This window comes from Pelagibacterium sediminicola (assembly GCF_003390885.1).
Lineage (GTDB): Bacteria > Pseudomonadota > Alphaproteobacteria > Rhizobiales > Devosiaceae > Pelagibacterium > Pelagibacterium sediminicola.
In genome coordinates, this window is record NZ_QMEL01000002.1 from 80629 (window position 1) to 105070 (window position 24442).

A 24442-nucleotide genomic window follows, 5' to 3' on the forward strand; every position below is an offset into this window, starting at 1 on the left:
GGTTGGGAGGGGGGATTCGGCGTCAGCCGAAATCAGCTCTTCCAAACCCGAGCAATTCCCGCTTCTCGTCATCGCTGAGGAACGCCGCGTTCCCCACCCGCTCCCAATCGAGCTTGCGATCCGCCGCCAGCGCCTCGATCACGTCGAAGTCCGGCACCAGCGCCGCGCCGTCGAATGCAGGCGAGAGCCAGTGGTTGAGCGCGGCAAGCACCTTGGTGACGAGCGGGATCACCGTCTGCCGCCAGAGCGCACGGCTGGCTTCGGCGTAATTGGCGTAGGTGTTGTCGCCGGGAATGCCCAGCAGCATGGGTGGCACGCCGAAGGCCAGCGCGATCTCGCGCGCGGCGGCGTTCTTGGCTTCGAGAAAATCCATGTCCTTGGGCGTGAGCGCGATGGCCTTCCAGTCCAGCCCGCCCTCGAGCACCATGGGGCGGCCCGCATTGAGCGCCCCGGCGAAACCTTCCTCGAGTTCGCCCTTGAGCCGCTGATACTGGTCTTCCGTGAGGTTCCCGGAGCCCGCATTGTAAACCAGCGCACCGGAGGGCCGCGCCGCGTTTTCCAGCAGCGCGCGGTTCCAGGCGGTCGCCGCGTTATGCGTTTCCAGACTGCCCTGCGCGGCATCGAGCGGGGCCTGCCCGTAATGATCGTCGAGCGGGTTGAACAGCGTCAGATGCAGGACGCGCGCTATGGGCGCGGTGTCGAGCATCAGGCGCGCCGTCCTGCCTCCGGCGGTATAGGCGTAGCCCGTCGGCCACCCGTCGCGCCCCGCGATCACCGTCATCCGATCGGGCCTGAGGCCATAGAGCCCCTTCACCACGCCATCGACGATCGCGGCATCAAGATAGGCGTTGCCCGCAATCTGGAGATAGGCATAGACGCTTTCGAGCAGCGCCTTGCCATCCTCGCGCGGGTTGGGACGGGCGAGCAGGCCGAGCAGGGGATGCTCAGTCAGAACCGCGTTGCCATCCGCCACTTCCAGCGGCACCCGCGCGGCGCTTTCGGCCACCAGCCGCACGCAGCGATAAGCCACCGGATTGCGCGCGAACCCTTCATTGGCCAGCGCCGCGAACCCCTTTTTCAGGCTGGTGCCGGTGCCCAGGTGCGACAGCGTGAACAGCGTCTGCGGTCCGGCCATCTTCCTTTCGGAAGGCACGGCGGCAGGGCCGGCAAACAGCCGGGTGAACCAGTTTGGCATCGTGTTTTCCTTATAATCCTACCGCACCCTTGGCACCGGACCATCCTCGAGCATCAGCGCTGTAATGGCCCAGACCAGCGCGTCCACCCGGTCCGGCGAATGGCCATCGGCCATCCCGTCCGCGCCGAACACGCACATTTCGTCTTCGAGTTCGGGGAAGGGCTCGGCGTGCTTTACCCGTCCCCGCGCATAGAGCGCCGCAACCGGTTCGGCCCGCACCCATTTGCCGCGTGTGGCGCGCACCTGGCGCACCGGCACCGCTCCATCCACGTGCGAGATCAGCGTGCTCACCAGGTCGCCGCCCTGGTTGACCTCGGCAACGATGGCATCGGCCTCGAATTCATGGAACGCAACGACCGCAAGGCTCGCCCAGCGATCCGGGCTCACGCCCCTCACCGTCCGGTCGGCCAGCACCACCGCGATCTCGTCGGCCCGCCCCGCAATAACGATACCGCAGGCATCCGAACGCGCATGGCCTGTGACCGGCGGGTCTACCGCGACGACGATCCGGCCCATATCCGGCGCCATGCCGATGCGTGCCGCCTCGATTCCGCTGCGCGTCCAGAGCGCGCCGGGCAAGTCCTCGATGAACTCGCCCTCCAGTTCCTGCCGCCCCAGCGCTGTGCCATCATAACGGCCCACCACAGCCGAAAGGAACGGCGGCGCGAGATTGGCCGCGTTATCGGAAGTGGGCATTACCGTTTTCACCGTCCCCGGCTCGGCCAGCAGCCGCTTCAGGAGCCGCGTGGGTTTTGGCGTCGTCGTCACGATCTGGCGCGGCCGGTCGCCCAGCCGCAGCGCAAATTGCAGCATGTCCCAGGCCGCTTCCGCATTGGGCCATTTGGCCAGTTCATCCGACCAGGCCGCCGCAAATTGCGGCCCGCGGAACCGTTCGGGATCATTGGCGGGCAGGAGCATGGCCTGCGCGCCATTGTTCCAGGTCAGGAGATGCCGCCCCGCATCGAAATGCGGGCGCTCGTCATGGGCGTGGATCGCCAGAAGACCCGAAACCCCTTCCACCATCACGGCCCGCGCCTCCGTCATGGTTTCGCCGACCAGCGCGATGGGCGAAACTGGCGGATCGGCCAGCGCCATCAGCCTGATCCATTCCGCCCCGGCCCGCGTCTTGCCTGAGCCGCGTCCGCCGATCAGAAGCCATGTCGTCCAGTCGCCGTCGGGCGGCGCCTGTTCGGTGCGCGCCCACCAGCTCCAGAAGCCGTATTCGCGGATGAAGGCTTCATCGTCGAGTTCGGCGACGAGCGGATGGATGCCCCCGTCAGCCCTTTTGCTGCTCAAGCTCGAATATCCGGCGCGAGAGGCGCTTTCTCATGTCCTGCAATTGCGGGCTGGACGGCTTGTTGCGCTGTGCCGACCGGCTGGCGACATCGAGTTCGATCAGTTTATCGAGCGTGCGCGCCATGTGGCCAAGCGCCTGCACTTCGGGCGCCCGGTCGTCATCGGCCATGTCGCTCAACTGGACGATCTGGTTCTCGAACAGCCCGAAAAGCTGGCCGATCAACGCATCGTGCCCCGCCCCGGTCGGTCTGGTATGGCGCAGCCGCCAGCCCTCGCACAACCGCCTGCGGCGCAACGCCAGCAAGGTGATGCCATATTTTTCCACCAGTGCCGCCACCGGCATTTCGCCATCCTCATACTCGGCCCGGACGGCACCCCAATCCGGCTCCGTGCTGCCCGACATCGCCCCTCCAAAACAAAAGGGCACCGCCGCTGCCGGCAATGCCCATTTCTTCGACCATGGCAGAACTATAGCTGATCAGCGTGACGCGGGGATAAGTTCTTCCGGACCGGAAAATACGGCGTTCCGGAGAGGCATCGCAGCCCCCTCACCCCCAACCCCTCTCCCACGGGGGGAGAGGGGGGCTCGTGTTGCCTCCCCACGGTTACCCTTCTCCCCTTGTGGGATTGAGGAATGTCCCGAAGGGCAAATCGCTCCAGTGGAGCGATTTGAATGACGAAAGTGGGCTTTCGCGAAGCGAAAGGTCGGATGAGGGGGCTGCGGTGCCTGCCCAAACGGCTGCCGCCTAAAGCACCTTCGTCAGCGTCAAGAACCCGTTCCGCTCCGTGTTTGCCTCGGTGAGCGCCTTTTCGGAACCCATCACCACCACGTGCCCATTGCGCGCCACCTCGGCGAGCAGATCGGCTGCGTCGGTGAAATCCTTTGCACTGGTTGCGAGCACCTGCTCGCGCCGTTCTTGCCGGTAGTCCTCGGTCACCCCCGTGAGGGTGCGGGTCAAGGCGGTATACCCCTTGGCGTCGGGCAATTGATAGGGATCGAGATCGCCGATGGTGCCGATGATCGAGCGTACGATGTCGCTTTCCGATACGCCCTTGCGCAAAAAGTCGGGCGCTGCGTCATAGATGTCGAGCGTCGCAACGAGGTTGGGGTCGCGGTAAGAACCGAAGGCATAGGTATCGGCCAGGGGGCTATAGCTCGCAAACCCACCATAGGCCCCGCCCTCGACCCGCACCTTGTCCCAAAGATAGGCGGTTCCGAGATATTTGGTCACCACCGACAGCGCCGCGCTGGGGCTGTGTCCGAGTTTTTTGAGGTTCACGCCCTTTGCGACATAATTGACCTGCGCGGGGATGGTCAGCCCCTCATTGGCGGGCGCGGGCAGCGGCGACCAGTCGTGCCGGACAAAGCTGTGACGCGGCAGGGTCGCGGCGAAAGCGGCCAGTTCCTTTTCAAACCCGGCAAAAATCCCGGCATCCGTTGTGACATTGAACACCGCCGCCCCGGCATTGACCAGATGCTCGCGGATCGCCACCAGATCGGCCTCGACGCTGGCCCAGTCCTCATCGATCCGCCTTGCCAGGTCGCGAAGAAAGAAGAGTTGGGAAACGCCGGTGCATTGCTCATTGGCCCAGTCGGCCTCGTGCAGCGAAGCGCGGAGGCGCGAAAAGACCTTCTGGTGCCCCGAGGGCACCAATCCGGCCTCCAGATGCGCCTTGTTCTGCGCCACCATCTGGCGGATGCGCTCGCGGTTGTCGAGGCGCGCATCGGTCAGCGTGTCGGTGAGGATGGCAAGCATCTCCCCGGTCTTGTCGGCAGTCGCCTTGCCCCGGATGACCACATAGGCCGCCGCCTCATCCGTATCACGCACGGGCGCGATCAGACGGCTTGCAACGATGCCGCCGGTCGAGCGCCCGATGCGCTGGGACAGCGAAACGAAATCCTCTTTCGAGGTGCCGGTCTGCGACAGCGCCTGGGTGAAGATGGGCAGGTAGGGCACATACTCGCGCGGCAGCGATTTGAGATCGAAGCCGAGGTCGAAATAGACGATGCCATTGGTCGGCAGGTCGTGGAACAGCGTCCGCACGCCGTCGACCGCCATCTCCTCGCTGGGGATCGTAACACCTTCGCGCGGCAGGTCGGCGAGCGTCAGCGTGGGAATCCTTGCAAGGTCCTCGGGCCTGTCGACGGCGTTCTGCAGCGCCTTCAGCCGGCGGGTGGTTTCGATGGTGTCTTCAACTTCGTTATCGTTCATCGCCGCCCGGACCGCATCGAGCTTTTGCCGCTCGGCGGCGGCTTCCCGTTCGGCCTGCTCCTTGTCGGCCCTGACGACGACAGTCGAGCGATGCCCGTTTTTGATCAACAGCTTACGGATCAAGTCTTCCAGAACCGATTCACCTGACTCAAGCCGCGCTTTAAGCCGTTCAAGCGCTGATTCATATTTCAATCCGTCAAGTGGGTTGCCGCCATAGAGCCATTCGTTGAGTGCTGAAAAGAAGAACACGATGCCGCGCGGATATCCGCCCGTATTGTTCTCGCGAAGCTGGAACTCATAGGTATTGACGGTCGCTTCGACCGTCGCCCTGTCGATGCCTTTTTCGGCCAGTTCCTCGAGCCCTTCAAGGATCAGCGCTTCGAGCTTTTCGGCATCCTTCGGGTCGACGCCGCGCATGCCGGCGTAGAACCATGGCTGGCGGTACATGCCGTTGAGATAGGCCATGACGGCTTCGCCCAACCCGGAATCGGTGAGCTTTTTATAGAGCGGGGCGGCCTGCGTTCCGAACAACGCCAGCGCCATCACATTGCGCGCAAGATTTTCCTCGATGTCGTCGGTGGGATCGAACAGCCAGTTGACCGACACGAAGGCATTGCGCGGGTTGTCCTCGTCGGCGGGATAGCTCGCCTCGACCCGGACGGGTTTGTCGAACCGCTTCTGGAGCGGCACCACGGACGCGCGTTCGGTCCGCTCGAAACGCGAAAGCGCCGCATCGAGGATTTCGAGCCGCCGCGCCGGATCGTCATCGCCGTAGAAAATAATCTGGGCGTTGGAGGGGTGATAATAGCGCTCGTGAAACGCCTTGAACTGCTCATAGGTCAGATCCGGCATCACGCGCGGATCTCCCCCTGACGACAGCCCATAGGTCGTGTCGGGGAAAAGCGAGAATTGCGCGGTTACGCGGAACACGGTGTCGGGCGAGGAATAGGCACCCTTCATCTCGTTAAAGACCACGCCCTTGTAGATCAGCGGCGCATCGGGGTTTTCGAGTTCGTAATGCCAGCCTTCCTGCAGGAACGTCTCGCGGGAAATGAGCGGGAAGAACACCGCATCGAGATAGACTTCGGTGAGATTGTAGAAATCGGCAAGGTTCTGGCTGGCCACCGGATAGACCGTCTTGTCGGGGAAGGTCATCGCGTTGAGAAATGTATGCAGCGAGCCCTTGAGCATTTCAACGAACGGCTTTTTGACCGGGAACTTTTCCGAGCCGCACAGCACCGAGTGTTCGAGGATATGGGCAATGCCCGTCGAATCCTCGGGCGGGGTTGCAAACGAAATCCCGAACACCTTGTTTTCGTCGTCATTGATGAGCGAGAGCACTTCCGCACCGGTCTTCTTGTGCCGGTAGTGCCGGGCCAGCGCATTGACCTCGGGGATGTGTTCCTGTGCAATCAGGTCGAATGCGGGGTGGGCTGACATGGTGGCTCCTCTTGGGCAGATCCTTTGGGTAGATCATGTAGGCACAACATTGCCGAACGCCAACCGTTTCGTGGCCCGCGCAAACAATAGCGTGAAAACATATGGACTTGGGCGGCGCGGGCCACCACATTGGACTAAACCAATTTTGGGAGACTTGGCATAATGGGCAAACACTGGCTGGCGTGGACAGTCGCGATGGCAGGGTTTTTGGCCGTTTCACCCCTTGCCGCGCAGCCCTCGCCGGAGCGTTGTGCGCTGATCGGTCCGGCGACTGAAAGGCTCGCCTGTTATGACAATCTGTTCCGCTCCGAGCAGTTCACCGGCGGAGACGACGAAGACGTCACGCCCCAGCAGGGCATGTGGGCCAGCGGCGTCGAAATCTCCCAGATCGAGGGCACCGAGCGTCCTTTCGCAAGCCTGCAATCGGAACAGTTGATCCCCGCCCTCCCCCGCGGCCGCGCGCCGGCACGCATGACCATCCTGTGCCTTGATGACAACACCGTCGTCCAGTTCGCTTTCGCAGGCTATGCACTGGGCACGCCGACCTCGAACAGCGGCACGCTCACCATCCAGTTCGACCGCCTGCCCTCGCGCAGCCAGTCGCTGGAACTCAATACCGACCGCACGGCGCTGGGCTTTTTCACCGATACGCAGGCCATGGGGTTCCTCGAGCAGCTCCTGGACGCAGAACGCCTGTTCGTCCGTGCCCAACCGCAAGGCCAGCGCTCGGTCACCGTGAGCTTCCAACTCGAAGGCATCGAGGACGCGCTGGTCCCGGTGCGCGAAGCGTGCGGGTGGTAGATTAAAGCGTTTCCAGAATAAGAGCGCCTAACAAAACCAGAGACGGCCACGACGCGCGCAATTTGTCCAGCCCGCAAGGCGCCGCGTGCAGCCGATACCGAGGTATCGGCAAGCGCGGGAACACTGCGGATGGGCAAATTTCGCGCGCCGCAGGTGGGGTTTGGACGGCCGCCTGCCGTGTCCAGTCGCTTGGCGATACCCCGGTATCGCCCACGCGCCTGTCCTTGCATCCGACTCGTCCAAACCCCATCGTGGCCATCTCTGGTTCTGTTAGGCGCTCTAAGTGGGCACCACTTATTCGGTTCGAAAACGCGATGAAGCAAAACTCTAGGCAAAACCCAAAACCAGCGCCAGGGTCCGGTTGAGCGCGACCATTGTTTCATCGTCCAGATGGCCGATATGCTGTCCGATACGGCTGCGGCGCAAAGTCATGACCTTGTCGGCCATGATCTGGGAAGGAAACTGCAATCCGTTGCCGGTTGTGGGCGCGACCGGCACGCGCAGCAGCGGCGCGTCGGTCAGCGTGCTCGTCAGCAGTGCCACGATGACCGTGTCGGATTGGGAAAAATTATCCGACTGAATGATAACGGCCGGACGCGGCTTGCCGAAATCTCCGGGCGCGGCAACCGCCACAATGTCCCCGCGCCTCATTCCGCGCGGTCATCGAGATCGGCGAACGCCGCATCGAGGAAATCCATCAGACCGGCATCCGCGCGGTCCGCCTCCGCGACAATCGCCGACTGGCGCCTGCATTCGTCGCGGAAACCGGGCTGCCGCGTATCGGGCACCCAGATCTGTACCGGACGCATCCCTGCGCGGCGAAGCGCCTCGCGATGCTTTCTGACTCTTTCGCGAACCGATGAAGACATGATTGTCTCCCTTATTCGCTGTTACATGTAACAAATCTTGTGCGCAGTGTCCAGTTCCCTAAACCGCCGACAGGAACATCGCGTATGCCGGATTGCCGGACTCGTCCCAGTGCGCATAGCCCAGTTCATCGAGATACGCCTCGAACGCATCGCGCTCGCGGTCCGGCACCTGAATGCCGGCCAGCACGCGGCCATAGTCGGAGCCGTGATTGCGGTAGTGAAACAGCGAGATGTTCCAGTCCGAACGCAGGCCCTCGAGGAATTTGAGCAACGCGCCGGGCCGTTCCGGAAACTCGAAGCGGTAGAGCAATTCGTCCACCAGCCCCTCGACGCGCCCGCCAACCATGTAGCGGATATGGAGCTTGGCGACCTCGTTGTCGGTCAGGTCCAGCACGTGATGGCCCGCGTTGCGCAGCGTTTCGATGATCGCCTGCTTTTCGCCCTCGCCGCCCTTCAATTGCACGCCGACGAAAATCTGCGCGCGCGCGCCGGGCGCGTAGCGGTAGTTGAATTCAGTGATCGCGCGGTCGCCGATCAGCCGGATGAAGGCGCGGTAGGCGCCGGGCTTTTCCGGTATCGTCACCGCCAGAAGGGCTTCGCCGCGTTCGCCGATCTCGGCGCGCTCGGCCACATGGCGCAGCCGGTCGAAATTGATGTTCGCGCCCGAAGCGATCGCAACCACGGCGCCGGTTTGCTCAAGGTCCCGTGCGTGCTTGCGCACCCCCGCCAGCGCCACCGCCCCGGCAGGTTCCGCGATGGCGCGGGTGTGGTCGAAGATATCCTTGATCGCTGCGCAGATTTCATCGGTGGTCACCGTAACGATGCCGTCGAGATACTGGCTGCAGAGGCGGAACGTCTCGTCGCCCGCCTGCCGCACGGCAACGCCGTCCGCAAAGATGCCCACCTCCTTGAGCGGAACGGGCCGCCCCGCCTCCAGCGCCGCCTTCATCGATGCGGCGTCCTCGGGCTCGACGCCGATGACCTTGATATCGGGCCGCAGGAACTTGGCGTAGGTCGCGATGCCCGCCGCCAGCCCGCCACCGCCGACCGGCACGTATATCGCGGCAATGGGTCCCGAATGCTGGCGCAGGATCTCGACGCCGATCGTCCCCTGCCCGGCGATCACTTCGGGGTCGTCATAGGGGTGGACGAAGACAAGGTCCTGCTGCTCGCAGAGTTCGAGCGCGTGGACGCGCGCATCGTCGAACGCATCGCCGAAGATCACCGCTTCCCCGCCCAGCCGCCGGACCGCCTCGATCTTGATCGAGGGCGTCGTGCGCGGCATGACGATGACCGAGCGCACGCCCATTCGGGTCGCCGAATACGCCAGCCCCTGCGCGTGGTTCCCCGCCGAAGCGCAGATCACGCCCCGGGCCTTTTCCGCATCGGTCAGCGTTGCGAGCTTGTTATAGGCCCCGCGCAGCTTGAACGAAAAAACCGGCTGCAAATCCTCGCGCTTGAGCAACACCGTCCGCCCCATGCGATCGGAAAGCGGCCCCATCCTTTCGAGCGGCGTTTCGATGGCGACGTCATAAACGCTCGATGAAAGAATGCGCCGGATGGTTTCCCGCATGTGTTGATTTCCTGCCTTCAATTCGATTCGCCGCGCGCCGCCGCCATGTCCACCAGTCTGGCAATGGTATTCATGTTGCGCGCCGTTCCGTATCTGGCCGCCGGGATCTTCAATTTGGATTGTCCCATGCCGTCGCCGTAATGCACGTAAATCTCGCGCTTTCCCAGCGCAACCTTTTCCTCTTTTTGATGTGTGACGCGCTCCAGGGTGTCGGACGGGGGCGCATCGTCGAGAAACGTGACGAGGACCCTGTTGCCGGGACCGTCAGGGAACGGATTGGCATTCAGCACCGCCTGCATCTCCTCAGGCGTGCGCACGAGCACGCCGACCGGCTTGCCCGCATAGGCCTCCAGCCCTACCTCCAGCGCCGCCTTGGCGGCGCGCGGGTCGAGAGCGGTCCCGAAAACCAGATTGCCGCTGGCGATATAGGTTTGCGGGTCACTGAACCCGATCTCCCTGCATATCGCCTTGAGATCCTCCATGGGCAGCTTGCCGGTGCCCCCGACATTGACCGCACGCAGCAATCCGATCAGTACGTTCATTCCCATTTCCACAGCGACTTCGCAACACAGGACCAATAAACGTCCCTGCCTCCAGATCACCTCAAGGCTAATCTCGTTTGCGGCGTATGACAAAGGCGCAGCGAAAAAAGGAGAAGGTCGGCCCCGGGCCTGCCGGGTATCACTGAATGAACGATCTGCCCGCCGCCGCTCCTGAAATGCTTCCTCAAAATCCGTGCCTGATCCGTTTCGCCCTAAAGCACCCCCGTCCGCCACAACGTCACGCTGATCCCGCCATTGTCCACCGGTTTCCCCGGCGGCAGGAACGGCAGGCCGGTTGCCTTGGCCAGTGTCGCGTCCGCCGCGATCAGCCCCACACGCCAACCGCTGAACCGTGCCGTCAGCACCTGTCCCATTTCCCGGTAAAGCGGAAAGAGTTTCTGGCGCTCGCCGAGCCGTGCGCCGTAGGGCGGGTTGATAATGACCAGTCCCGCCGGCCCATCGGGCGGCACGATCTCTCCGACGGATCGCTGCTCGAAGGTACAAAACGCCTCCACCCCGGCCCGTTCGGCATTCTCGCGGCTCATGCGCACCGCTCCGGCGTCCCGGTCGCTACCGTGGAACCGGACCGATGGGGTTTTGGGTTGAGCCCTCTTGCGCATCTCGGCCCAGGCCTGGGCATCGAAACCCTTCAGCAGCTCGAACGCAAAACTTCTCGCCCGACCCGGCATCAGCCCCGCCGCCATTTCGGCGGCCTCGATCACGAAGGTGCCCGATCCGCACATCGGATCGAGCACCGGTTCGCTACCATCGAACCCGCATTGGCGCAGGAACAGCGCCGCCAGCGTCTCGCGCATCGGCGCCTTGTTCACCGCCTGCTTGTGCCCGCGCCTGTGCAGGCCCTCGCCGGACGTATCGATGCTGATAGTGCAGAGATCGTCCTCGATCCGCACCTTGATCTTCACCGGGGCATCCTCGGCAACCGGCGCCTCCAGTTCCTCGGCGATGGCCCGCACGACCCGCTGAGCCGCCGCGCCTGCGTGATAGATGCGCGATTTCCGGCACGTCGCCTCGACGCTTACCGGCACATCGGCCCGCAGAAAATCGCCCCACGGCACCTTTCGCGCCCGCTTGTCGAGCTGGGCAAGATGCATCGCGCGAAACGATGCAATCCGCACCAACACCCGGCTCGCGCCCCTGAGCTCGAGATTGGCCCGCATCGCCTCGGGCCAGCCGCCCTCGAACGCCACCCCGCCCGGCACGACGCGCGCACCTTCAAACCCGCATTCCCGCGCCTCGCCGCAAAGCGCGCCTTCCAGCCCCGGCACGGCAACGAGAAAGATTTCAAACCTGGTATCCATGCCTCTCAGTAGACCGTTTCAGGTTTTGACGAAATCACCAAAAGCGCTGCCGCCAGACCATGTCGTTTCCGTTAAAACCTGAAACGATCCACAAACCAAACCGGCCCCCGCGAGCGCGGGGGCCGGCGCAAGGACCTAATCCGGCCGGATCAGCCCAGAACGTAGCGCAGCCTCTCGTTCCGTGCGATGGGCCCGAGCCCGTTCACCCAGCCCTGCAAGCCCCAGAACCGGCCCGCCCCGATCGAGGCGAGGTAGATCATGATGAGCGAATAGATAACGTGGGCGTCGGTGAACACCTCCGGAAAGGAGAGTCTCGGCAGCACGTAGAGGATCATCAGAATCGAGCCGACCACTGCCGCGCCACGTAGGAAGACCCCGAGAAAGAGCGCGAGCCCTAAAAGCAGATGTATCCACGGGATCAGGGCGTCGATCAGGTAGATGAAGGGCGGCTGGGCAAGAAAGTTGAAAAAGAACGCGAAAGTGGACGCGTTGTTCAGGAGGTTGGCGGCCGTCCATGTGGGGTCGGGTATCTGGCGCAGCGCAGCGCCGAGGAAAACCCACCCTACGATGAAGCGGAAGGCCAGCAGGATCAGGCGTTGGAGAACTGTCGGTTCGGCCATCGTGCATGCCCCATGATATGCAGCGCCGCAGATATTGCAGCCTTTCCTTACTGCATGAGGCCGATAATGACGCATTGAGCGCGGCCCGCCGTGATCTGGATCAAACGGCAGACACAAATTGCCGCGCCAGCTATCGCCGAATTGGGCCGACGTTCACGCTCGCTATGGCAGCACGAAAGGCAGATCGGTGTCGCCCGTCGCCTCGCCAAGCGCGGTCAGCGCGGCGTGGACCTGTCCGCGGTGATGGGTCTGGTGGTTGAATATCTGCATCACGCACAGCGCGCGCGGCTTGCTCATTTCGCGCCCCGCCGCGCCGCTGAACCAGCGCAATTCGCCCTCAAGATCGGCCGGTGCAATCCGCTCGCCCCACGCGATGATATCGGCATCGAGGGCCTGACGCTGCGCCCACAGCTCATCGAAATCCTCGAGCATCGCACCGCTCTCCTTGATGGGAAGGTCGGGCGCCTCGGCCGCCCCGAAACGCGATAGCCAGATGCGATCGGCCCAGTAGAGATGGCTCAGCGTGCCGTGGATCGATGTCCAGAACAGCCCTCTGTCCGCCTTGCGTTCGGCGTCGTCCAGACGTAGCGCCGCTCCATAAATCCGGCGGTTTAGTTCCGCATTGTAGGCAACCATCGTCTGCACATAGCCCGGCAGGATCATCATCGTCTTTCCCTCCAGCTTACAATCTAGAGTATTTCAGGTCTTGATGGAATCACCGAGGCTGTACGCGTGTGGAAACCGTGCTCTGGGCCCCGGTAACAAGTACCGGGAATCCAACGGCTTCCCTCCCAACCCAAACCTACACCAAATCAAATACACAGGGATCCAGAGCGATCGCTCAAAACGCGCCGCTCTGTGCCGGTTCGATCAAAACCCGAAACCACTAGCGCCGCTCCGTGGGGCTGGCAACGGGGCCGTGTGCAGCGAAACAACCGCAGAAAGCTTCCGTCAAAAACCGACGCACCCCTGCGATCCGGTTCTCGTCTCTTCGTGCCGTACCGTACGGTACGGTACGGTTTTCCTTTACTTCCGGCCCGTGGCGGTCTAGAACTCGGGCCATCATGTTCCCGCGCCCGGAATCGGGGGACCGCGCGCAGGGCGATGCTTTGGCATTTCCTCCCGGCAGGTCGTTTCATCATCATGCCCGCATATCGTTCACGCACTTCCACCCATGGCCGCAACATGGCCGGCGCACGCGGCCTCTGGCGCGCCACCGGCATGAAGGACGGGGATTTCGGCAAGCCGATCATTGCCGTGGTCAATTCCTTCACCCAGTTCGTTCCCGGCCACGTGCACCTCAAGGATCTGGGACAGCTCGTCGCGCGCGAGATCGAGCGCGCGGGCGGGGTCGCCAAGGAGTTCAACACCATCGCCGTCGATGACGGCATCGCCATGGGCCATGACGGGATGCTCTATTCCCTGCCCTCACGCGAGGTGATCGCCGACAGCGTCGAATACATGGTCAACGCGCATTGCGCCGATGCCATGGTCTGCATCTCGAACTGCGACAAGATTACCCCGGGCATGCTCAACGCGGCCATGCGCCTCAACATCCCGGTGATCTTCGTTTCGGGCGGCCCGATGGAAGCGGGCAAGGTGATGATCCGCGACCAGATGCAGGCGCTCGATCTGGTCGATGCCATGGTCGTTGCCGCCGACGACAGCTATAGCGACGAAGAGGTGCAAGCCATCGAGGAAAACGCCTGCCCCACCTGCGGTTCGTGCTCGGGCATGTTCACGGCCAATTCGATGAACTGCCTCACCGAAGCCCTGGGCCTGTCGCTGCCCGGCAACGGCTCGACGCTTGCCACCCACGCCGACCGTAAGCGCCTGTTTCTCGAGGCCGGTCACCTGATCGTCGATCTTGCCCGCCGCTATTACGAGCAGGACGATGGAAGCACCCTGCCCCGCTCCATCGCCACGAAGGAAGCGTTCGAGAACGCCATGACGCTCGACATCGCCATGGGCGGATCGACCAATACGGTGCTCCATATCCTCGCCGCTGCCTATGAGGGTGAGGTGGATTTTTCCATGGACGATATCGACCGGCTATCGCGTCGCGTGCCGGTGCTGTGCAAGGTGGCGCCTGCCGTCGCCAACGTTCACATGGAGGACGTGCACCGCGCTGGCGGCATCATGTCGATCCTCGGCCAGCTCGACCGCGCGAACCTTCTCAACCGCGATTGCCCCACCGTCCACGCGCCGACGCTGGGCGATGCGCTCGACAAATGGGACGTCTCGCGCACCAATTCGGAAAGCGTCCGGCAGTTCTTCATGGCCGCGCCCGGCGGCGTGCGCACCACGCAGGCTTTCTCGACCGAAAACCGCTGGAAGGAACTGGACCTCGACCGCACGGCGGGCGTCATCCGCTCAGCCGAAAACGCCTATTCCAAGGATGGCGGGCTTGCCGTGCTCAAGGGCAATATCGCGCTGGACGGGTGCGTGGTGAAGACCGCGGGCGTCGATGACTCGATCCTCAAGTTCACCGGCAAGGCCGTCGTTTACGAAAGCCAGGACGCCGCCGTTTCGGGCATCCTCACCGGCAAGGTCAAGGAAGGCGACGTGGTCGTCATCCGTTATGAAGGCCCCAAGGGCGGCCCCGGCATGCAGGAAATGCTCTACCCCACGAGCTATCTCAAATCCAAAGGGCTGGGCAAAGCCTGCGCGCTCCTGACCGATGGCCGCTTTTCGGGCGGCACCTCGGGCCTTTCCATCGGCCACGTTTCGCCGGAAGCCGCGCAGGGCGGCGCCATCGGGCTCGTCGAGCCGGGCGACCGGATCGAGATCGACATCCCCAACCGCACCATCAACCTGCTCGTCTCCGACGCCGAACTCGAGAGCCGCCGCGCCGCGATGGAAGAAAAAGGCGCCGATGCGTGGAAACCGGCGGAAAAGCGCAAGCGGAACGTAACCACAGCCCTCAAGGCCTACGCCGCCTTCGCCTCGTCCGCGGATCTGGGCGCGGTGCGGATCCTGCCGGAATAGGCGGGCACCGCTCCCCTTTCCCGCTTCCATCCGCACCCACTCCGTCTCCCCCCGCGGCTTGCACAATATCTTCAATCCGATAGGCTTTGGTTCAACCCCTCCATTCCTTTCAGGCTCCCTCATGCTCAAACCTACCGGGTCCACCCAGGACAGGCGCCTGTTTGCCATCGGCATCGTCCTCACCACCTATATATTCTTTGCGTTGTGCGATACGGCGGCCAAATGGATGGTGCTTTCGGGCATTCCGCCGCTACAGGTGGCGTTCGGGCGCTATATCGTGCAGTTCGCTTTCATGCTGGGACTGGCGCTGCCGGAATCGGGGCTGGGCGCATTCCGATCGTCGCGCGGACTGGCGCTGACCGTACGCGGATTTCTGTTGCTGGGCATGACGGCGCTCAATTTCACGTCGCTACTCTATCTGCCACTGACGCTGACCGCGACGATCATGTTCACCATCCCGCTCATGATCACCGCCCTTTCGGTGCCCATGCTGGGCGAAAAAGTAGGCTGGCGGCGCTGGGTGGCCATTCTTGTCGGCTTTGCCGGCATCATCGTCATCGTCCAGCCCTGGGGGGCGCAGTTCCACTGGGCGGTGTTCCTCTCACTTGCCTGTTCGTTCTCGGGCGCGCTCTATTACATCATGACGCGCAAGCTTGCCGGCAAGGAAAGCGCACTGACCATGCAGCTTTATGTCGGTGCCGTGGGAGCCATCGCGCTCCTGCCATTCGTCATAACGAGTTGGGTCTGGCCGGATTCGATCTTCATGTGGATCGTTTTCCTCAGCGTGGGCGTCGCGGCGATGACCGGGCATCAGATCGCCATCACCGCGCATCGCTATGCGCCCGCCTCGGTGCTCGCCCCGTTCGGCTATACGCAGATCGTCTGGATGGCGCTCTCGAGCTGGCTCATCTTTGCCGAGCCGCCCGATATGTGGATGTTCGTCGGCACGCCGATCGTGGCGGCTTCGGGCCTCTATATCTGGCTGCGCGAGCGCGAACTGGCCAAGTCCGTCGCCATGCGCGCGTCGCCCTCGGCGACCGATCAGGTGCTGGCCGAGGAGCCTGGCAAATAGTCACAGCCGGCTGATGATCATGGCATCGAATATGGCGATCAGGTGCAGCGTGGCGCCGATAACGACGAAGGTGTGCCAGAGCACGTTCTGGAACCGCAGCCTCTCCCAGAGGTGAAAGACGATCCCCACCGAATAGGCGACGCCCCCGGCAACCAGCAGCCATAGGGCGGCGGTTGGCAGCGCTGCCGCCAGCGCGTGGAACGCAATCACCCCGCTCCATCCGATTGCAAGATAGAACGGGATGGCCATACGCCCGAAATGCTGCGGGACGAGGAGTTTCAGCGCCACCCCCACGATCGCCGTCGCCCAAACGAACAACAGCAGTTTTTCTGCAACCGGTACGTCGCCGAGGACCGCAAGGAACGGCGTATAGGTCCCCGCGATGAAAAGGAAGATCGCGGCCTGGTCGAGCCGGGCCAGCCAGGCTTTGAAATTGCCTTCCGGGCAGAGATTGAACGCCATGGATGCGGTGAGCAGGGTGACGAAGGAACCGATATAGATCGCCAGCGCGCCAATCTCGTCCTGCGCCGTCTGGAGTAGCGCGACCGTCAAAAGAATGGTTCCGGGCACCAGCGCCACCAGAAGCCCGATCCCGTGCACCACCCCATCCGCGATCAGTTCGGCCCGCGTGAAGGCGCGGCGCTTGCGCAGGATATAGGCTCGTGCATTTCGGCTCGCGCTACCGCGCATGCTGGCACCTCCGTGGGAATTCTTCCCATTGTCGTAAGCGTAAGCTCAAAGACTATAACGAGAGGTAAGGCAGAATGATGAATGCGGTGCTGTCAAACATCGTGAACAGGAAATGACCTTGAAAATTGGGCCTCGCCCTCAGGCGTGAACGTCACCACGCGCGAGCCCTTCTCCCGGCGGGCCCAGCCCTGGTCCTGCATATGGGTGAAAAGGGCGGCTCCCAGCCTTCCGGCCAGATGGTAGCGCCTTGCGCTCCAGTCGAGGCACGTCCGGCACAATTGCCGGCGCCCTCCGCTGCCGGGAACCGCCATCCCGAGCCCGGCGAAAAACCCTTTTCCCGTCTCGGTGAGCGCCACGTTTTCTCCTAAGAGCGTTATCAGCCCGCGTGCAAGGAGGCTGTCGAACGCCGCCACGCCCATTTCTCCAGCCAGATGGTCGTAGCAGACCCGCGCCCGGCGCATCGCGGCATCGCGCGGTCCGGTACGGGTACGCATATGTCCCGCCCGCGCCGCCAGCCCCATCAGCGCCTCGATAGCCGTCGCGACTTCGGGGTTTGCCAGCGCGAAGTAATTGTGCCGCCCCTGCTTGCGCCGCGCGATCAGCCCGCCTGCTTCCAGCCGCGCCAGATGCCCACTGGCCGTCTGGGCGGTGATATCAGCGGCCTGTGCCAGTTCCGTCGCGGTCAGCGCGCGCCCGTCCATCAGCCCGACGAGCATGTTCGCCCGGCCCGGGTCTCCCAGCAGCGCCCCGACGGCAGCGATGTTCGGCCCTTCCTTCATACTTCGATCTTAACCGAACCATATTTGTGCAGCAACGGGCTATGCTATCGCCGCGTCAAGTTTTTCAAGCGGGTGGATATACGATGATCGCCGTCATTTTCGAGCTCGAACCTGGCCCCGGCCGCACCGCCGATTATTTCGGCATCGCCGCTTTTCTCAGGCCGCAGCTCGAAACCATGGACGGGTTCATATCCGTCGAGCGCTTCGAGAGCGTTTCAACGCCGGGAAAATTCCTGTCCCTGTCGTTCTGGCGCGATGAGGGGGCGGTGGCGAACTGGCGTAATCTCGAGGCCCACCGCGAGGCGCAGGCCGCCGGCCGCAACGGCATTTTCGCCGGGTATCGGTTAAGGGTGGCCAGCGTCATGCGCGATTATGGTCTCACCGACCGCGCGCAGGCGCCCGCCGACAGCATCGCTGCCCACGGCTGAACGATCAGTGGAGCCGCGCCGTGGCGTCGGCGTGCGTATCATCGGAAAGGCCCACCGGCTCGGCATCGACCGGAGGAGCGAAAGCCACGCAATCGCGCCCCGCCCGCTTGGCGTTCACCACCGCCAGGTCGGCCTGGGCGAACCAGTGGACAGCGGATTTGATCGCGCCGTTGAGTGGAGCCACGCCAAAGCTGGCCGTGATCGAAACGACGCCCATTTCGGTACGAAACCGTAGCCGCCCAATCATTTCGCGCAACCTTTCAGCGCATTGACTGGCTTCATAGGCGAGCGTTTCGGGCAGCAGCATGCCGAATTCAGCGCCAGCGATCCGTCCGAAAACATCGGTCGCGCGCAGCGCCGCGCGGCAGCGATTGGCGATGGCCTTAAGCACCTCATCGGCCATTTCCGGGCCCACGGCCGCATTGATCTGCGCGAAATTGTCGAGATCGATAAAGACGAGGCAGGCCGGACGCTCGTAACGCACGGCACGGTCGAACTCGCGCTCCACATCCGTCTGGAATCGACGTCGGGTGAGCGCACCCGTTATGAAATCGAAGCTGTCGGGCTGGCGCGCCGCGAGATGAGCAGCCGCGAGCCGGGCAAGATTGGAAAGGATTGCCACTTCGTTTTCCGAAAAGCGGCGCGGCCGGGTGTCCATCACGCACACGGTCCCCAGCGCATAGCCATCCGAAGACGTGATCGGCACGCCCAGATAGGCGCGCACGCCCTTGTCGCCCCGGACCAGATCGAACCCGGCGTAAGTCTCGTCGGCCTGCGCATCGGGAATAAGAAGCGGCGCGTTGGCGGCGACCGCCGCCGCGCAGAAGGACTGTTCGAGCGGCAGTGGCGTGTCCTCGAGCCCGCGCACGGCGAGAAAGGACTGCTGGCTGCGTTCCACCGCCGTCACCGCGGCGACGGGTACCCCGAGCGCCATGCGCGCGATCTCGGCGATGCGGTCGAGACCATCCCCCATATTCGCGCTCGGAATGCCATGACGGAAGAGCGCGCCAATCCGGCCTTCGTCATCGGTGCCCGTTTCGATCGCCATGGTACATTCCAGACTAAAGCTTCGCGTTTCCAACAGACTAACCCAAATTTGTGGAAAACTGCGTATTGGATGGCCCTGATGGTTACGAACTCGGAAACATCCAGCGTCAGTTCGCTTGCAATCTCAGCAATCAGCGTTTTGGACAAGCACCGCACACCCCTCACCCCCAACCCCTCTCCCTCAAGGGGAGAGGGGGGCTCAAGAGCCGAGGCATCCCCGGAGTCACCTTCTCCCCTTGAGGGAGAAGGTGGCCGGAGCGAAGCGGAGGTCGGATGAGGGGTGCTACGATGCCAGCTAAAAACGCCGGGGATGCAAATAGAACCTACCGCAGCCGCGCCAGCAGCATGCTCGATGCATGGCCATCCGGCGTCAGCCCGCTGGCGCGCTGATAGGCGATGATGCCCGCGCGGGTCTTGGGGCCGATGGCGCCATCGGGCGTACCGACATTGAAGCCCCGCGCGTTGAGCCGTTGCTGGAGTTCTGTGCGCATGGCCTTGTTGAGCCCGGTTTCGTTGGCCGGGAACGACCGCGCGAAACCGCCCACTCCCAGGATGCGGTCGGCGAGGTGGCCTACGGCCAGCGCGTAGTTGTTGGAGTTGTTGTACCGTTTGATGACATCGAAATTGTGCACCAGAAGGAAGGCCGGGCCCTGCGCGCCGGAAGGCAGGAACAGCCGCCCCTGATCGCCCGCGCGCGGGAAATCGCGCCCGCCGGTGCGGCGCACGCCCATCGCCTGCCATTGGCCCAGGGTCTGGCGGTCGATATCCCAGGCGCGTCCGTAATCGAAGCCGCCGGGCAGATCGACCTCATACCCCCAGGTCTCGCCGTCGCGCCAGCCATGCGCCTTGAGGTAGTTGGCGGTCGAGGCCAAGGCATCGGGGATCGAACCCCAGATGTCGCGCCTGCCGTTGCCGTTATAATCGACAGCATAGGAAACAAAACTCGAGGGCATGAATTGGGTGTGCCCCATCGCCCCGGCCCACGATCCCACCATATTGGTGGGCGCGACGTGCCCCGCCTGCAATATCTGCAACGCGGTCAGCAGTTCGCGCTTGAAGAAATTATAGCGATACTGCCCGTAGGTCAGCGTCGCCAGCGCGTGGATCACGTTGTTGCCGCCCATATAGGAGCCGTAATTGGTCTCCATGCCCCAGATGGCCAGCACCACTTCCGGCTGCACGCCCCAGCGGTTGCGCACATTGCCAAGCGTCTGGCTCCACTCCCCGCGCATGTTGCGGCCGGTCGAGACCCGGGCGGAACTCACCGCATCGCCCACATATTGCCCGGTGGTCTTGACCACTTCGGGCTGGGTGCGCGTCAGGTCCATGATCCGCTGGCTGGGAGCGAACCCGGCAAAGGCCTGATCGAAGATGCCGCGCGAGACGCCGCGCGCCTGCGCTTCGGGCCAGATGGAGGAAACGAAATTGGGGACGCTGGCAAACGCCATGCCCGGCAGGGCCAGCGATGCACCCGCGCCAAGCGTCAGCGCCAGCGCGTGACGGCGCGAGATACGGGGTGCAACAGGAGCAGGGGCTGTTTTACGCATGGTAACACCTTACAAAAATCCAGCCTGCCGCCTTTTTACCCTGCCAATGTGGCAAGAGCCTGTCCGTGCCCCCGATCCCGGACGTTGGCGGCCTGATGCCGGTACGCAACTGCACCCATTCTGCACCCTGCCCGTTAAACGGGCGTTAAGCACGTTGCCCGTGAGGGCCCGGCGGTCCGTCCTGACGTTCAAACTCTCGTGACTGCCTCGAATTCAAATCGTCCTGGCCAGCGCTTCGAGCTGATCGGCGCAGATGCCCCAGCCTTCGTGAAAGCCCATCTTTTCGTGCTCTTCCTTGGTTTCGATGTTCCAGTGCTTGGCCCGCGCGATATAGCGCGTCTTGCCCCCCTCGTCGGCAAAGGTCAGTTCGCACACAAAGAACGGACGCTCGGAGGGCTCCCACGCCGAGGTGAAGGCATCGGTAAAGACCAGTTTTTCGTTGGGAACGACATCCAGATAGACCCCCGGATTGGGAAACTCGTTGCCTTCGGGGTCCGCCATCACCACCATGGTCGAGCCGCCGGGGCGGACATCGAGTTCGGCGCGCGGGGTCGACCACGGCTTGGGCGCGAACCACTGGACGAGGAGTTGCGGATCGGTCCAGCAGCGAAAGACCTTTTCGCGCGGCGCATCGATCAGGCGGTCGAGCACGAGTTCACGATCGCTTCTTGGGGTGGCGGGACTGGTCATCGGTTTACTCCTTGGTTGATGCAGAAAAGACGGGAGCGGCCTATTCGATCCGACATAAGATGCGAAATAATCTTCCGCTGGCCCACATCCCTTGACAACCAGACCCGCCCGCACAACCGTATTTCTATCAAACCACCTGGTTATAAAAATGAGCAAGCCGGACAATCTCGACGCCATTTTCATTGCGCTTTCCGACCCCACGCGCCGCGCCATCCTCGCGCGGCTGATCGAGGGGGAGGCGAGTGTGATGGAACTGGCCGCGCCGTTCGCGATGAGCCAGCCCGCCATTTCCAAGCACATCAAGATGCTCGAGCGCGCCGGACTCGTCTCGCGCCGCCGCGATGCCCAGCGCCGGCCGGTCAAGATCGAAGGCCCCGCCCTCAAGGCGGCCACCGACTGGCTGGAGAGCTACCGTAAGGTCTGGGAACAGAACTATGCCCGGCTGGACGCCCTGCTCAACGATCTCCAGCGCGCCGGGGAAAGCCCGAAGAACTAAAGCATTTCGGAGTTTGGCTGAATCACCTGCGTGACAGAGGGCTTTGCTCTGGACCCCGGTAATAAATACCAGGGTGACGCTGGAGGTTGTGGTTGGTTCCGGGCCAGTCTCCCCCTTCAATGTCACCCCGGTATTTATTACCGGGGTCCAGTGCGATCCCAGCCCAACCATAACGGTCTCAGCCCGCCACACCTTTTTGAGTGCCCTCCCGGCCCGCGCCGGATTTGTTTCATATTCCCGCCGATAGCGGCCAAAATATTTCCATCTCTGCAAGGTCTTCGCAATCGCAGAGGCTTGGGAAAGGGCAGGCCCGGAACTAATATCTGGCCCAGCAAGCGGGTTCCGGGTTCTTAGTGCGCCCCCCGCCAGACAATACAGGCATTGCAATGACAACCTCTTCGACGGCGGCCAGACCGCCCAGACCCCTATACACCAATTTCGGCTTCCAGGTTCTCGTCGCGCTCGTCGTCGGCGTCATTCTCGGGCTTATCGCGCGCGGCATCGGGCCCATCGATGGCGGACCGAACTGGCTGGCACAGACGCTTTCCACCATCGGTTCGGCATTCGTCACGCTTTTGCGCACAATGGTGCCGGTGCTGATCTTCACCGCGATCGTTGCCTCCATCGCCAATCTGCGTGAGCTCAACAATGCGGCACGTCTGGTGTGGCAGACGCTTTTGTGGTTCGCCATCACCGCGCTGATCGCGGTCGTGATCGGTATCGCGCTGGGGCTGATCTTCCAGCCCGGCCTCAACACCGCCGTCACCGAGGAGGCCGCCCGCCTGCCCTCACGCAACGGGTCGTGGCTCGATTTTCTCACCGGCCTCATCCCCGTCAACATCCTGGGACTCCAGGCGTCCACTCGCATCACCGACGGCGGCGCCACGACCAGCCTCAATTTCAACGTCCTCCAGCTTCTCGTGCTCTCCATCGCCATCGGCGTTGCGGCGCTCAAGGTGGGTGACGCGGCCCAGCCGTTCCTCGATTTTACCAAGTCCTTCCTCAAGGTCGTGCACAAGCTGCTCTGGTGGGTGATCCGGCTGGTTCCCATCGGCACGGTGGGCCTGCTCGGCAATGCCATATACGCCTATGGCTGGGAAACGCTCGCGCAGCTCGGCGTTTATGCGGGCGCCATCTATATCGGCCTCGCCATCGTGCTGTTCGTCGTCTATCCGGCCCTTTTGTCGGTCAACGGGTTGAGCCCGATCCGCTATTTCCAGGGGGCGTGGCCCGCCATCCAGTTCGCCTTCGTTTCCCGCTCCTCGATCGGCACCATGCCGATCACCGAGCGCGTCACGGAAAAGAACCTCGGCGTGCCGCGCGAGTACGCCGCCTTTGCGGTGCCGCTCGGCGCCACCACCAAGATGGATGGCTGTGCCTCGATCTATCCGGCGATCTCGGCGATTTTCGTCGCCCAGTTCTTCGGCATCGATCTGGGTATCCAGGATTATCTGCTGATCGTCTTCGTGGCCGTGGTCGGCTCGGCCGCCACCGCCGGCCTCACCGGCGCAACGGTGATGCTGACCCTCACGCTTTCGACACTGGGCCTGCCGCTCGAAGGCGTCGGCCTCCTGCTTGCCATCGACCCCATTCTCGACATGGGCCGCACGGCGGTCAACGTCGCGGGGCAGGCGCTGGTGCCCACCATCGTCGCCAAGCGCCAGGGCATTCTCGATCAGGAATCCTATGACCGTATCGAGAGTATCGATGCGTTGGACGCTTCACCGGTGCCCGCAGAATAAACACCCCCCAAAGCCCCGGAGAAATCCGGGGCTTTTTTCTTAACCGCCCCAGGTCCGCTCCAGCAGATTTATCCAGTTCCTGTGGGTGATCCTGGCGATCAGATCGGCGCCATATCCCGCCTTTTCCATCGCTTCCACGAGATTGGGCAGGCCCGACGCATCGGTGATTGCTTCGGGCACAGTACAGCCGTCGAAGTCCGAGCCGATCCCCACCCCGTCCTCGCCGAGCCTTTCGAGCATATAGTCGAGATGCCGGATCGCCACATCGAGGTCCGTATCCCGCCGCGTGTGCTGTCCGTCTTCGCGCAGGAAGCCGCAGGCGAAGTTGAGGCCCACGAGGCCCCTGGATTCCGCGATGGCGTCGAGTTGCCTGTCGGTGAGGTTGCGTGGCGAGGCCGCCAGCGTATGAACGTTGGAATGGCTGGCAACGAGCGGTTTGCTGGAAACCCGCGCCACGTCCCAGAACCCCTTCTCGTTGAGATGCGAAAGGTCGATCAGCAGCCCGCGCTGGTTGCAGACCTTCACCAGTTCCACCCCCGTGTCGGTCAGGCCCTCGCCGTGATCGGGGTCGCCCGGAAAGGTGAACGGCACGCCATTGCCGAAAATGTTGTTACGGCTCCAGGTGATGCCCACGGAGCGCAGCCCGCGGGCATGCAGCCAGTCGAGCGCGGCGAAATCGCTGTCGATCACCTCCGCGCCCTCGATATGATAGACCATCGCCATCGCGCCCTCTGCCATCGCAGAGCGGATATCGGCGGCGCTGGTGCACAGCCGCAGCGCGCCATCCGAAGCCGCGATCAGGGCATCGCCCTTGTCCATCATCAGGCGCGTATAGTCTTCGGCCCGTTCGCGCGTAATGGGCCCGCCCATCACCGGCTTGCCCGCCAGCGCCCCGCCTGCGCCCTCCGGGTTGGGCGTGAACATCGCGAACAGCCCGCCCGCAAAGCCCCCCGCCCTCGCCTTGGGCTGGTCGATATGGAGCCCGCCCGTACCGTCGAAAAAATCGAAATTCTGATGCTTGCGGTCGGCCTCGACGAGCCTGAGCAATGTATCGTTATGGCCGTCGAAAACGGGAAATTCTGCCGGCATTTCAAC

At 63.2% G+C, this 24442-nt stretch carries 23 protein-coding genes; 6 read left to right on the forward strand and 17 right to left on the reverse strand.

Annotation, left to right across the window (positions count from 1 at the left end):
• Positions 1-22: 22 nt before the first annotated feature.
• The 4 genes from DQG18_RS03570 to DQG18_RS03585 all read right to left on the reverse strand — a co-directional run bounded on the left by DQG18_RS03570 (position 23) and on the right by DQG18_RS03585 (position 6144).
• Positions 23-1195 carry a phage portal protein gene (locus tag DQG18_RS03570; RefSeq protein WP_116652874.1) on the reverse strand — a complete coding sequence of 391 codons (1173 nt, stop codon included), beginning with the start codon at positions 1193-1195 and terminating at the stop codon, positions 23-25.
• A gap of 18 nt (positions 1196-1213) precedes the next feature.
• Entirely contained in the window at positions 1214-2491 is a 1278-nt protein-coding gene (locus DQG18_RS03575) for a DNA-packaging protein (RefSeq protein WP_116652875.1), read from the reverse strand.
• Positions 2472-2894 carry a hypothetical protein gene (locus tag DQG18_RS03580; protein WP_116652876.1) on the reverse strand — a complete coding sequence of 141 codons (423 nt, stop codon included), beginning with the start codon at positions 2892-2894 and terminating at the stop codon, positions 2472-2474. Before DQG18_RS03580 ends, DQG18_RS03575 begins: the two co-directional genes overlap by 20 nt.
• A 343-nt stretch (positions 2895-3237) precedes the next feature.
• Entirely contained in the window at positions 3238-6144 is a 2907-nt protein-coding gene (locus DQG18_RS03585) for an insulinase family protein (RefSeq protein WP_116652877.1), read from the reverse strand.
• A gap of 195 nt (positions 6145-6339) precedes the next feature.
• Between DQG18_RS03585 and DQG18_RS03590 the strand changes: the two genes are divergently transcribed.
• Positions 6340-6945, forward strand: coding sequence for a type VI secretion system-associated protein TagO (locus DQG18_RS03590; RefSeq protein WP_198669649.1), 606 nt, complete (start codon positions 6340-6342; stop codon positions 6943-6945).
• Positions 6946-7272: 327 nt separating this feature from the next.
• On the opposite strand, the gene DQG18_RS03595 is transcribed toward DQG18_RS03590, so the two are convergent.
• From DQG18_RS03595 to DQG18_RS03625, 7 genes are all read right to left on the reverse strand, one after another.
• Positions 7273-7596 (reverse strand): type II toxin-antitoxin system PemK/MazF family toxin, encoded by a 324-nt coding sequence (locus tag DQG18_RS03595; protein WP_116652879.1) that lies wholly within the window; start codon positions 7594-7596, stop codon positions 7273-7275.
• Positions 7593-7814 (reverse strand): antitoxin MazE family protein, encoded by a 222-nt coding sequence (locus tag DQG18_RS03600; protein WP_116652880.1) that lies wholly within the window; start codon positions 7812-7814, stop codon positions 7593-7595. Before DQG18_RS03600 ends, DQG18_RS03595 begins: the two co-directional genes overlap by 4 nt.
• A gap of 58 nt (positions 7815-7872) precedes the next feature.
• A complete protein-coding gene (gene ilvA / locus DQG18_RS03605) occupies positions 7873-9408 on the reverse strand; it encodes a threonine ammonia-lyase, biosynthetic (RefSeq protein ID WP_281270382.1) in 1536 nt (511 codons plus the stop codon).
• Positions 9405-9929: a DUF1697 domain-containing protein gene (locus DQG18_RS03610; protein WP_116652882.1), complete on the reverse strand. Its 525-nt coding sequence runs from the start codon at positions 9927-9929 to the stop codon at positions 9405-9407. The genes ilvA and DQG18_RS03610 overlap by 4 nt, the downstream gene beginning before the upstream one ends.
• 212 nt (positions 9930-10141) lie before the next feature.
• Entirely contained in the window at positions 10142-11248 is a 1107-nt protein-coding gene (locus DQG18_RS03615) for a THUMP domain-containing class I SAM-dependent RNA methyltransferase (RefSeq protein ID WP_116652883.1), read from the reverse strand.
• Positions 11249-11397: 149 nt separating this feature from the next.
• A complete protein-coding gene (locus DQG18_RS03620; RefSeq protein ID WP_116652884.1) occupies positions 11398-11868 on the reverse strand; it encodes a hypothetical protein in 471 nt (156 codons plus the stop codon).
• A 162-nt stretch (positions 11869-12030) separates the two neighbouring features.
• A complete protein-coding gene (locus DQG18_RS03625) occupies positions 12031-12534 on the reverse strand; it encodes a DinB family protein (protein ID WP_245958357.1) in 504 nt (167 codons plus the stop codon).
• Positions 12535-13011: 477 nt separating this feature from the next.
• On the opposite strand from DQG18_RS03625, the gene ilvD reads away from it, so the two are divergent.
• Both ilvD and DQG18_RS03635 read left to right on the forward strand, forming a co-directional pair.
• Complete coding sequence (ilvD, locus tag DQG18_RS03630; protein WP_116653356.1) at positions 13012-14856, forward strand: dihydroxy-acid dehydratase; 1845 nt, start codon at positions 13012-13014, stop codon at positions 14854-14856.
• 121 nt (positions 14857-14977) lie between these two features.
• Positions 14978-15928 carry a DMT family transporter gene (locus DQG18_RS03635; protein ID WP_116652885.1) on the forward strand — a complete coding sequence of 317 codons (951 nt, stop codon included), beginning with the start codon at positions 14978-14980 and terminating at the stop codon, positions 15926-15928.
• On the opposite strand, the gene trhA is transcribed toward DQG18_RS03635, so the two are convergent.
• Together trhA and DQG18_RS03645 are read right to left on the reverse strand one after the other, a co-directional pair.
• Positions 15929-16618, reverse strand: a complete 690-nt coding sequence (trhA, locus tag DQG18_RS03640) for a PAQR family membrane homeostasis protein TrhA (RefSeq protein ID WP_116652886.1) — start codon at positions 16616-16618, stop codon at positions 15929-15931.
• A 92-nt stretch (positions 16619-16710) separates the two neighbouring features.
• Positions 16711-17397 carry an ArsR/SmtB family transcription factor gene (locus DQG18_RS03645; RefSeq protein ID WP_116652887.1) on the reverse strand — a complete coding sequence of 229 codons (687 nt, stop codon included), beginning with the start codon at positions 17395-17397 and terminating at the stop codon, positions 16711-16713.
• Positions 17398-17480: 83 nt separating this feature from the next.
• Here DQG18_RS03645 and DQG18_RS03650 point away from each other — a divergent pair, with 83 nt between their 5' ends.
• Entirely contained in the window at positions 17481-17825 is a 345-nt protein-coding gene (locus DQG18_RS03650; protein ID WP_116652888.1) for an antibiotic biosynthesis monooxygenase family protein, read from the forward strand.
• A 4-nt stretch (positions 17826-17829) separates the two neighbouring features.
• On the opposite strand, the gene DQG18_RS03655 is transcribed toward DQG18_RS03650, so the two are convergent.
• The 3 genes from DQG18_RS03655 to DQG18_RS03665 form a co-directional block, all read right to left on the reverse strand.
• Positions 17830-18873, reverse strand: a complete 1044-nt coding sequence (locus DQG18_RS03655; protein ID WP_116652889.1) for a sensor domain-containing diguanylate cyclase — start codon at positions 18871-18873, stop codon at positions 17830-17832.
• Between the two features lie 322 nt (positions 18874-19195).
• Entirely contained in the window at positions 19196-20419 is a 1224-nt protein-coding gene (locus DQG18_RS03660; protein WP_116652890.1) for a lytic murein transglycosylase, read from the reverse strand.
• A gap of 213 nt (positions 20420-20632) precedes the next feature.
• Entirely contained in the window at positions 20633-21109 is a 477-nt protein-coding gene (locus DQG18_RS03665) for an SRPBCC family protein (protein ID WP_116652891.1), read from the reverse strand.
• Between the two features lie 148 nt (positions 21110-21257).
• Here DQG18_RS03665 and DQG18_RS03670 point away from each other — a divergent pair, with 148 nt between their 5' ends.
• Positions 21258-21605 carry an ArsR/SmtB family transcription factor gene (locus DQG18_RS03670; protein WP_116652892.1) on the forward strand — a complete coding sequence of 116 codons (348 nt, stop codon included), beginning with the start codon at positions 21258-21260 and terminating at the stop codon, positions 21603-21605.
• A 386-nt stretch (positions 21606-21991) separates the two neighbouring features.
• Positions 21992-23347: a dicarboxylate/amino acid:cation symporter gene (locus DQG18_RS03675; RefSeq protein ID WP_116652893.1), complete on the forward strand. Its 1356-nt coding sequence runs from the start codon at positions 21992-21994 to the stop codon at positions 23345-23347.
• A gap of 39 nt (positions 23348-23386) precedes the next feature.
• Here DQG18_RS03675 and DQG18_RS03680 read toward each other — a convergent pair whose 3' ends face one another.
• Positions 23387-24436, reverse strand: coding sequence for a dipeptidase (locus DQG18_RS03680; protein WP_116653357.1), 1050 nt, complete (start codon positions 24434-24436; stop codon positions 23387-23389).
• Positions 24437-24442: the final 6 nt, after the last annotated feature.